Origin of the sequence: Cellvibrio sp. KY-GH-1, assembly GCF_008806975.1 — a bacterium.
Taxonomy (GTDB): domain Bacteria; phylum Pseudomonadota; class Gammaproteobacteria; order Pseudomonadales; family Cellvibrionaceae; genus Cellvibrio.
This window is the reverse complement of record NZ_CP031728.1, coordinates 4,814,031-4,829,247: the sequence shown is the minus strand read 5'-3', so window position 1 is coordinate 4,829,247 and position 15,217 is coordinate 4,814,031. Positions and strand designations below refer to the sequence as shown.

Sequence of the window (15,217 nt, the reverse complement as noted above, 5' to 3'; positions counted from 1 at the left end):
TTCATTGGCTGAAAATGCAACCGAAGCAACTACACTCTCCAATACAACCGCTATTCAGCACAAACAAAAAGTTGTTTTTGAGAGTGGCAACACTATCGATAAAAGCAGCTATAACGGCGAATTCACATCGATTAACGATATTAGTGGTATCTGGAAAAAAGATACCAATAGCGAAAACTTTTCTGCCAGTCGCGTAGGTGGTGCAGCAAATAGTGTTCATCGCTTTAGTGCTACATTCAACGGTAATGACGCGGGCATATTGAGCATTGATATTGATGCAAGCAATAAAGTCTCCGGCACGCTTTATGAAATTGAAACCAACGAAAGCCAATCGATCAGCGGCCAATTAAAAGGCCCCTGGCTGACTGCAACAACTACCGATAACAATAAACTGCAAGGACTGTTGAATCACGATGCTGGCACTGTGAGCGGAACCTGGGTGAACAGCACCAAAGGGACATCAGGTAACTTTTCAGGCAGTGGTTGTCAATTAAATCCAGCGCCCATCACCATTAATGGTTTCGATGACTGGAAAATTGGCTTCAACACGGGCAGCCAACAACTTATCCCTGCATCGGGAACCAATCCGCTCGTGGTGATGGATGGCGCAGCCGTTGCACATGTGCGCCTCAAGGTTTCGCCTTGGGGAGAGATGTCATTTCCCATTGCAGGATTTGATAAAACTGGCGAAGCAGAAGCTATCGATTTGAGTAGCTCAAGCTTTATTGAAATCACGTATAAATCAAATCAAAGTGTTAATTTGCAATTGCGCCAGTACGCCATCCACGGTGGCACACACAATCAAATTACATTGCCCGCAGCCCCTGAATTGACTACTGTAAAAATTCCATTTAGCGATTTTAAAGGCGGACTCACACCACTCGACTTAACCAAGGTCGCGAAATTTAATTTTGCGCTGCTGAGCAATAACACCAATGATGGTTATGCAGAACTGATTGTGAAGGGGTTTAAAATCGATAAGTTTAATTAACCGCATTAATACAGATGAATAATCACTCTTGTCTGCGCAAATACAGGCAAGAGTGATTACCTAACGGCGCAATGCGAATTCACGCCAAAGAACATCATCCAATTGATCAGGAGAAACTTCAGTAACCACCTCGCCATCCAGCCCTATACGTTTTAAGTGATTTCCTGATAAAAGCGTTCGCCCCTGAGCATGTTGTTGCATGACCAAATACTGCTTCACAAATACCGCATCCGGATGGGTAGAGTTGTAGTAATTTGCCAGCGAGAAATCTATCCACTCCATAGGTTGCAGATCAAATCCGAATTGATTTGCCCACTCGCCTTTTACCAATGCTTTCAATACAAATTCGTTACGTTCATTTTTATCCAGCATAAAGGTTTCATTATCCTGCTGGATTACCTGACCAAGCTGATGCAAACCAATAGGGGCACGCAACCCGAAACTGCCAAAGCCGGTATCGCACAGCCACCGCTCAGCGCCGCTTTTAACCAACAAAACCACATGGGTTTTAGGCCGGCGCTGCGGATAAAACATGGGGCGCGCACCGATGATGTCGAACTCAAAACCCAATGCGGTTAAGGCCATGGAAAAAAGCCCATTGACCTCGTAACAATAACCACCGCGCTTGCGATGGACAATTTTATCGACAATATCTTCCGGCACCATGGAAACTATCTTGCCGGCCTGCACATCCAGATTCTCAAAGGGAACTGAATGTAATTGTGCGCGCATTATTCGAGTTAGATCGGCGTCCCCCCTACCATCCACATAAGCAATGTCAATTCGCTGAAAGTAATCGTCGATCGAGAAATTAATGGCATGCACCACTGATACCCCTTATAAATCATTAACCACCTAAAAACAAAAGCCCTCCGAAGAGGGCCTTACCTTTAGTTCCGAATCATTATCTCTCGCACTTCGGGCCGCACAAGTTCTCCAGAGAACGCTTCCTCAGACATTTTTTGCTGACGACTGCTGGTAGACGACGGACAACTCCCGGTCGCACGTAAATGCAACGCGGCAGCTAATAATGCCTCATTCGGATCACCTAACTCGTGGGATAAATCGTCCTTCACTTTACAACCTTTGATTTTATCCAAGCCGTTATCAGTGGTAGATGGAATAAATCCATCACTGTATTCACCAAAGCCCTTAGCGTTAACCGTTTTAAACTGAATTGTATAGTAGGTGGTACCGCAATTAGGCTGAGGAAAGAAACCGTAGGGTTTCCCGCAAGTAGTATCACCAATTAAATACACGCTTACACCAATACCGCGTAAACTGTTAATCACCAACTCACTCGCCGAACATGTACCACTCGTAGACAATACATAGACCCGTTGTAAATTGAGCGTGGGCAATGGAAGCGATTTATTTAAACCGTAGAAGCCCGTATCAGCAAATCCCCAAGGATCTTCTTTTGGACTTTTTGAGTTGGCTACGTCCTGATAAAAAACTTTATTTGTCGTATTGCTTCCGGCAATCATATATCCCACTTGCGCAGCAACTGAAATATAACCTCCACCGTTGTAGCGCATATCCACAACCAAATCGCTCACGCCGGCATTTTTAAGGTTATTGATTGCGGCAACCCATTGATCCTGCGCATCAGGAATAAAGGTGTTGAATTGTATATAACCAACACTGCTTCCGTTTTGCTGAATCGTTTTTGCAACCGATACCGAGTCCGTTGGCAAAGATGCAGATTCCAAAGTCACTTTTCGAGAAGTGCTCGCACCGACATCCATTATTTCAAACTCATGCACGGCGTTAACCTGGGATGGATATAACGCGTCGACCAGTGTATCAATGTTGACCGTGGCAACACTTAGACCATCAATCGCAATAATTTTGGCTCCACGTTTAATGCCTTTGATTGCTGCAGGAGACCCGGTATCCGAATAGGTTACATTAATAGTGCGCGGAATACCCCAATTCGCCTTGAGATTAAGCCCGTATCCATAAGTAATCCCCGCCGTCCAAGCTTCTTGATTTTCAGTGGGTTCGTAAAAATGAAAATTATCTTTTGCACTGCCTGACGAAGTAAGTTTGGTTGATTTTAATCTTTCAAAATAGCGCTGCGGAGTGTCTACAGCAGCTGTTGGATTTGGGTCTATTAAATCTTCAAACCACAAATAGGTTTCGAAACTCCAGGAACGCAAAAAATGTCTTTCATGTACAAGGCTGCCGCTTCTGTCAGGATACGGAAGCCCGGTAATTTTACTATTCCCCCGACGAGGAACCTCGCAATAGTTAGCAAAATTATCAGAGGTCTTATATACAAACGGGGTCCAGCCTAAAACATCTCCACTACTGGAGGAAGGACTACCGCCACCTCCTCCACCACCTCCGCCGCACGCAGCAAGCAAGAGTGCGGTTACAGACAGAGCTAGCAAAGGGGATTTACCAATAAGAGGGAGTTTTTTGAGTGCAGATGATTCGTTCACGAGAGATTTCCTTAGATGTCCTATCGCCAGCGGCGGCATGCCCGGCCGGGGGACCTAAGGATAAAAGAAATGCGGGTGAAAAACCACGCCATAATGCTCAACTGGCGTGGTCGTTTTGATCAATCAATCAGCAGAAAATGACTACCGTTGTGTAACGGTTACCGGTGTTAAATAAACCTTGTTAGCCCCAACATCAGCCACTTTACCCACCAATTCCAGCTCGCCACTAAGACGGATATCAGCGGATGAGGAGCCGAGCATCACATTGATTTTTCCAGGCTCTACTACGAATTTCATCTGGCGGTCATAAAACCCTAATTGATTAGCGGATAAGGTAAATGTTACTCGCGCCGATTTTCCGGGAGCCAAGCTAACGCGCTTGAATCCGCGCAACAACTTAACCGGTTGGGTCACACTGGCCACGGGATCGTTGATATACAGCTGCACCACTTCATCACCTGCGCGCTTACCAGAATTGGTGAGCGTTACACTGATATCAACCGTCTCATTGGCTGCCAGTTTAGTTTTGCTCCAATGCATGTCCGAGTAGGCAAATTGCGTGTAGCTCAAACCAAATCCGAATGGGAAAAGTGCGTCGGTTTTTTCAAGTGCATAACCGCGTTTTGCAGCGGGCTTGTGATTGTAATACACAGGTAAATGCCCCACTGAACGCGCAACGCTCACTGGCAATTTACCGCCAGGATTTACCTCGCCAAATATTACGCGCGCAACCGCATGCCCTGTTTCCTGGCCCAAATACCAGCCTTGCAAAATAGCCGGCGCGGTTTGCGCCAACTTGGTAATGGCGAGTGGGCGACCACCGATTAATAACACCACCGTCGGTTTACCGGTTGCAAGCACGGCATCCACCAATTCTTGTTGCTCGCCTAGCAATTCAAGACTGGTGCGATCCCCCAGATGATTATCGCTCCAGGCCTCGCGTGACGTTGCTTCGTTATCACCCACCACCACAATTGCCACATCACTTTTCTTCGCTGCTGCAACCGCTTTTTCAATCATACCTTTGGTATCAGCTTTGGTTGCCAGTACCACTTCGTCAGTGTGCCAACGTTGCTTGGAGCGAGTATTGGCTGCCGCGGAATCCGGATGCGACACCCCTTTTTCAACGGTCAGCAAGGTGCCTTTTTCATAATTCACGACAATACCACCGCCCAAATATTCTTTTAACCCCTGTAAAATACTAACGGTTTTTTTCGGTACATCGCTGTAACCACCGATTAAGGTTTCGTCTACATGAGGGCCAATCAACGCAACTGACTTCACGGTTGATTTATCGAGCGGCAAAATATTTTTATCGTTTTTGAGCAACACCATGGATTTTTCAGCCGCTTGCAACGCAACGGCGACATGCTGGCCATTGCCCACAAAGGCATCAACATCAGCAGTATTGGTGTAGGGATTATCAAACAATCCCAGTGCAAACTTCTCATGCAGCACCCGCGCAACTGCCTGATCAATTTGTTTGATGCCAAGTTTTTTATCCTTAACCAGTTGCAGCAGATTTTTATAAGCATCGCCATCCGGAGTCTCTAAATCAACACCCGCTGTCATTGCCATTAATGCCGCTTCCGATTTATCGGTGGCCAAATGATGACGGTTAATCAATTCGGCGATAGCAAAATAATCACTCACAACAACGCCATTAAAACCCCATTCGCCGCGCAGAATATTTTGTAGAAGATCCACATTAGAATGCGATGGAATACCGTCGATTTCATTGTAAGAAGCCATAACGCTGCGGGCGTGCGCCACCTTTACTGCCGCTTCAAATGGCGGTAAAAAATTTTCGCGCAAACTGCGCTCACCGATGGGGGCTGGTGCGGTATTTAATCCGCCGGTTGGTTCACCGTGGCCAGCCAAATGCTTTAAGGTGGCTATCACTCGATCGTTACCAATTCCATCACCACTTCCCTGAAACCCTTTAACCGCTGACACGCCCAATTCTGAAACTAAATAAGGATCTTCCCCCAGCGTTTCTTCAATGCGTCCCCAGCGCGGGTCGCGCGCAACATCCAATACAGGAGCTAGTGCTTGGTGTGTGCCTATTGCGCGCATCTCTTGCGCGGCGATGGTGTATACCTGCTCAATTAATTGCGGATCCCAACTGCTCGCCAAACCAATGGCTTGCGGAAAACTGGTGGCATTACGACCTGCATGACCATGCAATGCCTCTTCATGGAAAATAGCAGGAATCCCCAGCCGCGTATTTTCTACCAGATATTTTTGTACCGCATTGGTAAACGCTAATGTTTGCGCCGGGGTTTTATTCGGCGTAAGGGTGGCTTTATTCTCTGCCGGGCGCGCCACTTGCCCAATTCCTAAACCTAAAATTTCTTTAGCCTGTTCAGGGGTAAATTCACCCGCGTCAGTTTCCAGCTGTTGCCGTGCGGCCCACACCGTTTGCAACTGTGCAACCTTTTCCTCGAGCGTCATCCGCTTGAGCAAATCCTTTACACGTGCATCTACAGGCTTATCTGCGTTTTTATATAACGGTTCAGCTGCTTGCACACTAGCGAAACCTAACAATAAAACTGTACCGGCTGCCAATACTTTTAGCCGATGAAAATATGGGGGTTGCATACTATTGCCCTCTAGATGTCGATATTTTTTAATAGTTATTAAACGTATTGCGGGGAAGCTTTTGAATTCAACGATCGCGCCCAAGCGACTGACCGCGCCCATAACTCTAGCGCATGCCTTACAGTGCCGGTCGAAATTTACTGTTTTTAATTCCTTAAATCGCGCCCACAAAAAAGCCGCTAAACATCACCCCACTGCTGGGGTGATTATTAGCGGCCAGAGGCTTTGCTAGAAAAAACTGAACGAAAACGTCTGTATTAACGAATGTAACGGTTGATAATGTTTTCGTACAACTCTTGACGACCACTTTGCAGAGTGACTTCACCGCCTTTATTGCCGATATCGGCCAGTTGTTGCAGAGTCAATTTACCTTGTTCGTACGCGGCACCGTTACCCGCATCGAAGCTGCTGTAACGATCTTTACGCAAGCCTTCCAATGGAGATTGTTGGATCAGGCTATCAGCGATAATCAACGCACGCGCGAACGTATCCATACCACCGATATGGCCATAGAACATATCTACTGGATCTGGTGAGTTACGACGTACTTTCGCATCAAAGTTCACACCACCGCCCTGCAGGCCGCCAGCGCGCAAGAATACCAACATCATCTCAACAGTTTCGTTGATGTTGTACGGGAACTGGTCAGTATCCCACGCATTTTGGTAATCACCGCGGTTAGCATCCAAAGAACCCAACATGCCTGCGTTAGCGGCTGCTTGCATATCGTGGCACATGGTGTGACCAGCCAAAGTAGCGTGATTGGTTTCCAGATTTAATTTAAAATCTTTATCCAAACCGTGGTGACGCAAGAAACCAATTACCGTTTCAGCATCGAAATCGTATTGGTGTTTTGATGGCTCCATTGGCTTTGGTTCAATGAAGAACACACCTTTAAAGCCTTGTGCACGCGCGTAATCGCGAGCCATAGTCAGGAAGCGCGCCATATGTTCTTGCTCACGCTTCATGTCAGTGTTGAGCAGGCTCATATAACCTTCGCGACCGCCCCAGAACACATAGTTTTCGCCATTCAGGGCGATGGTTGCATCCAGCGCGTCTTTCAATTGCGCACCGGCATAAGCCACCACGTTGAAATCCGGGTTGGTTGAAGCTCCATTCATGTAACGTGGGTTAGAGAACAGGTTTGCAGTACCCCACAATAATTTCACACCAGAAGCCGCTTGCTTTTGCTTAGCGTATTCAACGATGGTTTGCAGACGCTTGGACGTTTCTGCACGTGATGGACCTTCGTCAATCAGGTCAACATCATGAAAGCAATAATACGGAGTGCCGAGCTTGGTAATAAATTCAAACGCTGCGTCCATTTTTTCATGCGCGCGCGCAATTGGATCTTGCGTTGCTGCCCATGGGAAAATTTTGGTGCCTGGACCGAATGGATCATGACCAGCGCCGCAGAAACTGTGCCAGTAGCAAGTGGCAAATCTGAAATGCTCTTTCAAGGTTTTGCCGGCAACTACGCGATTTTCATCGTAGTATTTAAATGCTAATGGATTGTCAGAATCCGGACCTTCGTAACCAATCTTGCCAATACCGGGGAAGTATTCTTTGCTACCGAGAACAATACTCATAATTTTCACCTTGAGGATTTTTTACTAACACTATTCAAATAACTTGTTTATCAAAACCGGGCCTTGCTTGCCGATTACTTCGGTAACAGCGCAACCCAATTTTGATAAGCATCCTGATACTGGGCAAACTGTGCTGCTTGTGGTTCTACCACACTCAAACGCGTCAACCCGGTAAACGCTTCAGTCGCTGAAGCGTAATAACCACTGCCCAATGCTGCTGCGCGCGCTGCACCCTCAGCACCATCGGTTTCAAACATTTCCACAGCCGCTTGCGTGGTATTGGCAAAAGTTTGCGCGAAGACTTCGCTCAAAAACATATTGCCTTTACCGGCGCGAACCACTTCACAACTGCCACCCAGTGATTTCAATACATCGAAACCCTGATTGAGCGAAAACACGATTCCCTCTTGCGCGGCGCGTACCATATGACCCAATCCATGGCGATTGAAGTCCAGATTACGCAATTGCGCGCCGAGATTTTTATTTTGGAAAATACGTTCGGCGCCATTGCCGAACGGATGGAACAACAAACCTTCACTACCTACCGGCACCGCTTGCGCCAACGCATTCAATTGCGGATACGTCGGAGTGGCGCCCGCTGCACTGATGGTTTGGCGCAACCACGAATACAAACGACCACAACCGTTTACACATACAAGAACGCCGTTGCGTTTTTTCTCTTCAGTGCTGGTCACGTGCAAGAAGGTATTTACCCGCGATGCAGTGTCCGCTGCAGGCTGATCAGTCACACCGTAAATAACACCGGAAGTTCCCGCCGTTGCAGCAACTTCACCGGGTTCCAATACATTCAAACTAAATGCGTTGTTCGGTTGATCTCCAGCGCGATAACAAATTTTTACCCCGGAACGCAAACCCAACTCCGCCGCGATAGCATCGCTAACAATGGATTGCACCCCAAAGCTGGGAACAATTTCCGGAATTACATTGACATCGATACCCCAATGCGCAAGCAACTCAGAGGCAACGCGGTTTTCTTTAAAGTCCCACAGCGTGCCTTCCGACAATCCGGATGCTGTAGTAGTAATCACGCCCGATAATTTCATCGCGATGAAATCGCCCGGCAGCATAATTTTGTGGATACGTGCAAACAGCTCAGGCTGATTTTCTTGCACCCAACGCAATTTCGCGGCAGTGAAGTTGCCCGGTGAATTTAATAAATGACCAAAACAATAATCGTGCCCCAAATCAGTAAGCGCTTTGTTGCCTAAGGGCACTGCGCGGCTGTCACACCAGATTATGGAAGGACGCAATACTTGCTGATTTTTATCGACGACAACCAATCCATGCATTTGGTAAGAGATACCAATCGCATCGATGTGCTGCGCATTGAAGGTGCCGCGCGCCACTAAACGCGCGAAACCCTGGCGCACACAATCCCACCAGGTATCCGGGTTCTGTTCAGCAAAACCCGGCTGCGGGCTTTCGATGGCCAACTCAGAATCGGGATAAGACAAAGCCCCCAGGCTTTTGCCAGTTTGTCCATCCAGCACAGATAACTTGACCGAGGAACTACCAACATCAATACCAAGAAACAGCATAAAGACTCACTAATTAGCGATGGTTGTTGTCCGGATACAAAACACCGGCACCAAATTGAAGACACTGCGCTCTTATGATTAGCAATCCCGCAATGCGCTTATTACGATGCCTATAGCATAGCTTATTGTCCATCTGACAACAAGATAAAAAGCAGTAAATCTCCGTTAACCGCAAAAAAAATGTGGATTAAGTAACAGAGGCGCCAAAAAATATGGCACCGATTACATTTTGCCGGCTATAACCATTAGCGATTGGCATTCGGGAGCAAACAACCTGGAAGCCAACGGTTCGCCCGCCAGGCCCGCACCCCGCCTATCGAGCGCCGGCTCTCGACCAATATCGAATCGGCTTATACAATGCGCCATTGGCTCGACCTATCAGGCATCTCGACAATAGGTGCCTATAACAATCAACTAACAACAACTTAACCAAAGCAAGCCTCCAAGGAGATTGCAGTGCCCAACACCCACATTCCAGGTGGCCAAACCAATATAGGCTCCCCTAATCTCCCGGCTGACGTCATTAAAGCGCTATCTATCGACAACCTGGTTTTCGGTTTGGATAACGACGAACTGAAAATCCTGTTAGTGAAGCAAACCGACCCTTTGCACCAAGGCAAGTGGGCGCTTCCCGGCGGCTGGATTCGCCACGACGAAAACCTTCGCGATGCCGCCTATCGCCTACTTGAAGAGTTGACCGGCGTACGCGAGCTCTACCTGGAACAATTGAAAACCTTTGGCCGGGTTGATCGCTTCCCCAATGAACGTGTTGTAACCATCGCCTACTACGCGCTGGTAAGCGCAGATAAATTTTCGCTGGTGGCAGGTCAGAGCGCCGCGGATGTTAACTGGCAAAGCGTAAATAACTTGCCGGATCTGGTTTACGACCATGCTGAAATTGTAGCTCACGGTTTAAAGGTTCTCCGCCATCAAGTTTGCCACCAGCCTATTGGCTTCAACCTGTTGCCCGAGAAATTCACTCTGCTGCAATTGCAGGCATTGTATGAGGCGATCCTCAATACCAAACTGGATAAACCCAACTTCCGCCGTAAGATCATGAAGATGAACCTTCTGACGCCTTGCAACGAAAAACAACAGGGCGTGCCACATCGCGCTGCAAGCCTTTACCGGTTTGATGCCGAGGCCTACAAGGATTTATCCGAATCAGGTTTTGCGTTTGAAATTTGATTTATGGGCGAATTAACGTTTGTTTGATGCACACCATATAGTCAGCAAAACCATATTGATTTAGTATCTCCTCCCACTGCGATTCGCCAGTTCACAAGACTGGCGATTCCATTTTCAGACCATACCTCCGCGCACACTGCCCGCAACCCGGCTTCTGTGTTAAGGTCGCGCCGTCGAACCAGCGGCAATTAAAAGCCAGCCTCCGGGCGGGCATATAAAGATAAATCAAATAACAGGTATAACCATGAACGAGACTTCCAGCTCAACCCAGGCAAATATGGGATTTGTAATCCTTATTAGCCTAATCGCCACTATTGGCGGATTCCTTTTCGGCTACGATAGCGGCGTAATCAACGGCACCGTTGATGGACTGCAAAAAGCCTTTAATTCCAACTCTATGGGTACCGGCTTTAGCGTTTCGTCGATGCTGCTAGGCTGTGCAGTCGGTGCATTTTTTGCGGGCCAATGGGCGGACAAATACGGTCGTTGGTGGGTGCTGATGGTTTCATCGGTGCTATTTATTATTTCTGCGTGGGGCTCGGGTATTGCAACCGGCTCGGTTGAGTTCATTATCTACCGCGTTATTGGCGGCTTAGCGGTAGGGGCAGCGAGTATTATTTGCCCTGCTTATATCTCCGAAGTCGCGCCGGCGCAGTATCGTGGCAAACTCAGCTCTATTCAGCAAATTGCTATTATCTCCGGTCTGTTTTTTTCCTTCTTAAGCAACTACTTCCTGGCTGATTCGGCTGGTGGCTCCACCGCCATTTTCTGGGGCGGATATGAAACCTGGCGCTGGATGTTCTGGATGGAATTAATTCCCGCCGGTCTGTTCTTCCTCGCACTATTCCTTATCCCGGAAAGTCCGCGCTTTCTGGTCGCAAGTGGAAAAAACGACAAAGCCAAAGCTGTCCTTGCAAAGCTTTACGGCAATAAAGCTGATGACAAAGTGAAAGAAATTTACGACACCCTGGCCCACGACCACAAACCCAGCTTCCGCGATCTGGTAAACAAGGCCACTGGCAAAATCCGCCCCATCGTTTGGATCGGTTTTGGCTTGGCGGTACTGCAGCAATTCGTCGGGATCAACGTTGTATTCTACTATGGTGCGGTACTTTGGCAGGCCGCAGGATTCTCTGAAAGCGATGCACTTTTAACCAACGTCCTCTCTGGTGCCGTCAGCATCGGCGCCTGTTTCATTACATTCTTCCTGGTAGATAAAGTAGGCCGCAAGCCACTGTTGTGGGTTGGCTCTATTGGCATGACGATCACTTTGGCACTCGTTGCGTTCGCATTCGCGGGTGCACCAGTGGATGAAGCAGGCAAGCTGCAATTGTCGTCCGGCAACGGCCTGCTGGCGCTGATTGCGGCTAACGTGTACGTGGTGTTCTTTAATATGTCATGGGGCCCGGTAGTGTGGATTATGCTTGGCGAAATGTTCCCCAACCAAATGCGCGGCTCTGCGCTAGCAATTGCTGGCCTTGCACAATGGGGGGCAAACTTCCTGATTACCTGGACCTTCCCAATGCTGCTCGCTTCAGCAATCGGTTTGGCGGGTGCTTACAGTATCTATACCTTCTTCTCGCTCTTCTCCGTGTTCTTTGTGATGTGGTACATCAAAGAAACCAAGGGTAAAGAGTTGGAGCAAATGGAAGGCTAATTACTTACAAGCCTCCCTTAAAAGGCGATTCACGTGAGTGAATCGCCTTTTTTATTGCCCTCCAATAACTAAATTGCGACACGATTAACAAATGGATCAAATTTTGCTCGCATAACGACGATACCTGTTTAGTCAGCCCCGACGCATTGGAAGGGGTACAGAGGCGGAGCCAATGGCAACTTATACCCACGCTGAAAAACACAACCCCACGATGGAAAAAATGCCCAATCTGGACGGCCTGCGCGCGCTTGCTTGCCTGTTTGTGGTGGTATCTCACATTCCGAAAGAGGGCTATATTGGGTTGATTGGTTCGGTGGGGGTTGGTGTATTTTTTACGCTGAGCGGCTTCCTGATGGGCTATCTTTACGCACACCAAACCTGCAACAGCGACACCTTGCGCCATTACATGATCGCCCGCTTCACCCGCATAGTGCCGATCTATTGGTTGGTGATTAGCCTGTGCATTTTGCTATCACTGTTGGAAGGCGCGGATTTTCCACTTCGAATTGACAGCTTTACCAGCATAATCCGCCACTATGGCCTTGCCGGGAATGTCGGCCCCTTCTGGTCGATTCCACTGGAAATCCAGTATTACCTGTTTTTTGTGGTTATCTGGTACAGCCTCAGCCTGCGCCAAAAAATGCCATGGGCGTTCCCCCTTGCCGGTTTTCTGTGCGCTGTGTTGATTGTCACCAATGACCTTTGGCCCAACCTTAGCCTGCCCAACAAATTGCACTTTTTCCTAGCCGGCACACTGGCCGCACTAATGCCGCGCAATTACTGGAAAACACATCGAGGGGCACGGCAGTTAATTCCTCTACAGCTGCTAGCGCTCGCCGCCATACTCTTCCCGCTTACCCAGGATTACAGCGAACGCAGCTTTTATGACTCTGTGGGCCTTAGTATCGCGTTCGCTTCGGCGATTTATATTTTGTCATTTAACAGCAAACCAACGGGCTGGCTACTCGCGTCCAGGCCACTGCGCAAAATTGGCCAAGCCAGCTTTTCGATCTACCTGATCCACGTATTAGTGCTCTACTACGGTGCCCATGTGTTGCAGCTTGACCATCATCATTTCCAGCCACTCTGGCTGCTCGTTGCCGCACTGGCAACCGCCCTGCCCATGCTGGTTTCACAAATGATTGAAATGCCGTTACAACGCAAAAGCCGCGCCCTGCTAGAACGCATTTTTAGCCGAAAGTTATCCTCTGACACCCCCGCCAATAATCGAAATTACCAATCCTTACACTAACTGGTATACAGGGTTTTGCGACTTATGGTGTAATTGACCACAACAATAAACCATAAGACAGAGATCCAACCATGCAAAATTACCAAAAGCTTATTTATATACCTTTAATCAGTCTTGGCTTGACGGCCTGCGGTGGCGGCGGAGGTGGAAGCAGCAAACCAGCATCCAGCGCGCCCCCCATCAGTTCTTCGTCAACACCTTCCTCAGAAGCTCCATCATCGGCCCTGTCGTCCGCTGTACCCTCTTCAGTCGCACCATCATCAGCTACACCGTCTTCTGCTGCCCCTTCATCGGTTACGGCCAGCAGCAGCTCATCCGCAGCCACTACTGTTATTACCCTGAATATGGCAAGTGGTTGGCGCGGCAATGGCGAGGGTAACGCAGGGGTGAACGTCAACAGCGATGGAGTCAGCTTTACCGCCAGTGGCGATAACATCGGCGCCGTTACGGATTTGGCAAAACCAGTACAACTGGAAGATGCGATTGTAGATATGGTCGTCAACGTCAGCCCGGAATTCAAAACCTCGGGCGCCAACTTGCAAATTATTGCGCAGATCAAAGGCGGGGCTTGGGCAGGTGAGTGGAACTGTTGGTCAGGCAATGAAGTGCTCGCAGCAAGTACAGATGCCGCAATCAGCTGCACCATTAGCGAAGCCGATAAAAAATTTAATCAAACCGAATTCGATGTCCAAATTGGCGTTCAAGCCAAGGGCACGCCCGCTGGCACCGTCACCATTAAAAGCGCAAAAGTAACGCTCAAACAACCTGCGAATTCCAGCTCCAGTACCGGTAGCGTTTATTCCGCGAATGTAACCAGTTTGCGCGAGCTAGCTGATTTCCCAATCGGGGCGGCTGTATCCAATAACGACTCGCCAACTTACAACATTTTGACCAATTCCAAAGAGCAAGCGGTAGTTGAAAAGCATTTTGATCAAATGACCGCCGGCAACATTATGAAAATGAGCTACCTGCAACCTACGCAAGGTAATTTCACTTTCACCAACGCCGATGCATTTGTGGATTATGCAAAATCCAAAAATATCCAGGTTCACGGCCACGCATTAGTTTGGCATTCTGATTATCAAGTGCCCGGCTTTATGAAAAACTGGACAGGAACTTCGGCCGATTTTATCACGGCACTGCAAACCCACATCACCACAGTTGTGGATCATTTTGAAGCCAAGGGCAACGTGAACAGCTGGGATGTAGTGAACGAGGCGATCAATGATGGTAACCCCGTCGCCAACTTCCGCACCAATGATTCCACCTTTTACGTAAAAAGCGGCAATAGCTCGCTCTATATCGAAAAGGCCTTTGAAGCCGCACGCGCCGCAGCACCAGCAGCAACGCTTTATTACAACGACTACAACATTGATCAAAACAATGCCAAGACCACCAAGTTGGTTGAAATGCTGACCGATTTCAAAGCGCGCGGTGTTCCAATCGACGGTGTTGGTTTCCAGATGCATGTCTTTATGGATTATCCGTCCATTGCCAACATCAGCGCCGCAATGAAAAAGGTGGTTGATAAAGGACTCAAAGTAAAAATTACCGAACTGGATGTGGCTGTAAATAACCCCTACAACGGCGGATGGCCAGGCAATAAGATCACCAGCTTCACACAATCCGTTGCGCTCACGCAAAAACAGCGCTACTGCGAAATTATTAAAGCCTATATGGACACAGTGCCAGCCAACCAACGCGGCGGAATTACCGTATGGGGTACAACGGATGCAAGTACCTGGCTAACCACAGCAACCTCCGCCTATAACGGCGAAGCCATCGCCTGGCCGCTGTTATTTGACAATAATTACAACGATAAACCCTCACTACGTGGTTTCGCCGACGGACTGCAAGGTATTAATTGCACGAATTTGTAATAACCTAATTCAATTAGTGATAGAAAAAAGCTTCATGGGCAGCTCGACAATAA

The 15,217-nt window shown here is 48.3% G+C and carries 10 protein-coding genes; 5 read left to right on the top strand and 5 right to left on the bottom strand.

What is annotated here, in order from left to right:
- Nucleotides 1-4: 4 nt before the first annotated feature.
- Nucleotides 5-991 carry a hypothetical protein gene (locus D0C16_RS20390; protein WP_151034040.1) on the top strand — a complete coding sequence of 329 codons (987 nt, stop codon included), beginning with the start codon at nucleotides 5-7 and terminating at the stop codon, nucleotides 989-991.
- Nucleotides 992-1,051: 60 nt separating this feature from the next.
- Here the strand turns inward: D0C16_RS20390 and D0C16_RS20385 are convergent, their stop codons facing one another.
- From D0C16_RS20385 to D0C16_RS20365, 5 genes are all read right to left on the bottom strand, one after another.
- Nucleotides 1,052-1,816 carry an arylamine N-acetyltransferase gene (locus tag D0C16_RS20385; protein ID WP_151034039.1) on the bottom strand — a complete coding sequence of 255 codons (765 nt, stop codon included), beginning with the start codon at nucleotides 1,814-1,816 and terminating at the stop codon, nucleotides 1,052-1,054.
- A gap of 65 nt (nucleotides 1,817-1,881) precedes the next feature.
- Nucleotides 1,882-3,477: a S41 family peptidase gene (locus D0C16_RS20380; protein ID WP_151034038.1), complete on the bottom strand. Its 1,596-nt coding sequence runs from the start codon at nucleotides 3,475-3,477 to the stop codon at nucleotides 1,882-1,884.
- Between the two features lie 102 nt (nucleotides 3,478-3,579).
- Nucleotides 3,580-6,039, bottom strand: coding sequence for a glycoside hydrolase family 3 N-terminal domain-containing protein (locus D0C16_RS20375; protein WP_151034037.1), 2,460 nt, complete (start codon nucleotides 6,037-6,039; stop codon nucleotides 3,580-3,582).
- A 257-nt stretch (nucleotides 6,040-6,296) separates the two neighbouring features.
- Nucleotides 6,297-7,628 (bottom strand): xylose isomerase, encoded by a 1,332-nt coding sequence (xylA, locus tag D0C16_RS20370; protein WP_151034036.1) that lies wholly within the window; start codon nucleotides 7,626-7,628, stop codon nucleotides 6,297-6,299.
- Nucleotides 7,629-7,702: 74 nt separating this feature from the next.
- On the bottom strand, nucleotides 7,703-9,187 hold the full coding sequence (locus tag D0C16_RS20365; RefSeq protein ID WP_151034035.1) for a xylulokinase: 1,485 nt from the start codon (nucleotides 9,185-9,187) through the stop codon (nucleotides 7,703-7,705).
- Nucleotides 9,188-9,643: 456 nt separating this feature from the next.
- Here D0C16_RS20365 and D0C16_RS20360 point away from each other — a divergent pair, with 456 nt between their 5' ends.
- The 4 genes from D0C16_RS20360 (at nucleotide 9,644) to D0C16_RS20345 (ending at nucleotide 15,164) form a co-directional block, all read left to right on the top strand.
- Nucleotides 9,644-10,375, top strand: coding sequence for an NUDIX domain-containing protein (locus tag D0C16_RS20360; RefSeq protein ID WP_370458192.1), 732 nt, complete (start codon nucleotides 9,644-9,646; stop codon nucleotides 10,373-10,375).
- A 244-nt stretch (nucleotides 10,376-10,619) separates the two neighbouring features.
- A complete protein-coding gene (locus D0C16_RS20355) occupies nucleotides 10,620-12,032 on the top strand; it encodes a sugar porter family MFS transporter (protein WP_151034034.1) in 1,413 nt (470 codons plus the stop codon).
- A 172-nt stretch (nucleotides 12,033-12,204) separates the two neighbouring features.
- Nucleotides 12,205-13,284: an acyltransferase gene (locus D0C16_RS20350; RefSeq protein ID WP_151034033.1), complete on the top strand. Its 1,080-nt coding sequence runs from the start codon at nucleotides 12,205-12,207 to the stop codon at nucleotides 13,282-13,284.
- A 71-nt stretch (nucleotides 13,285-13,355) separates the two neighbouring features.
- On the top strand, nucleotides 13,356-15,164 hold the full coding sequence (locus D0C16_RS20345) for an endo-1,4-beta-xylanase (RefSeq protein WP_151034032.1): 1,809 nt from the start codon (nucleotides 13,356-13,358) through the stop codon (nucleotides 15,162-15,164).
- Nucleotides 15,165-15,217 lie beyond the last annotated feature (53 nt).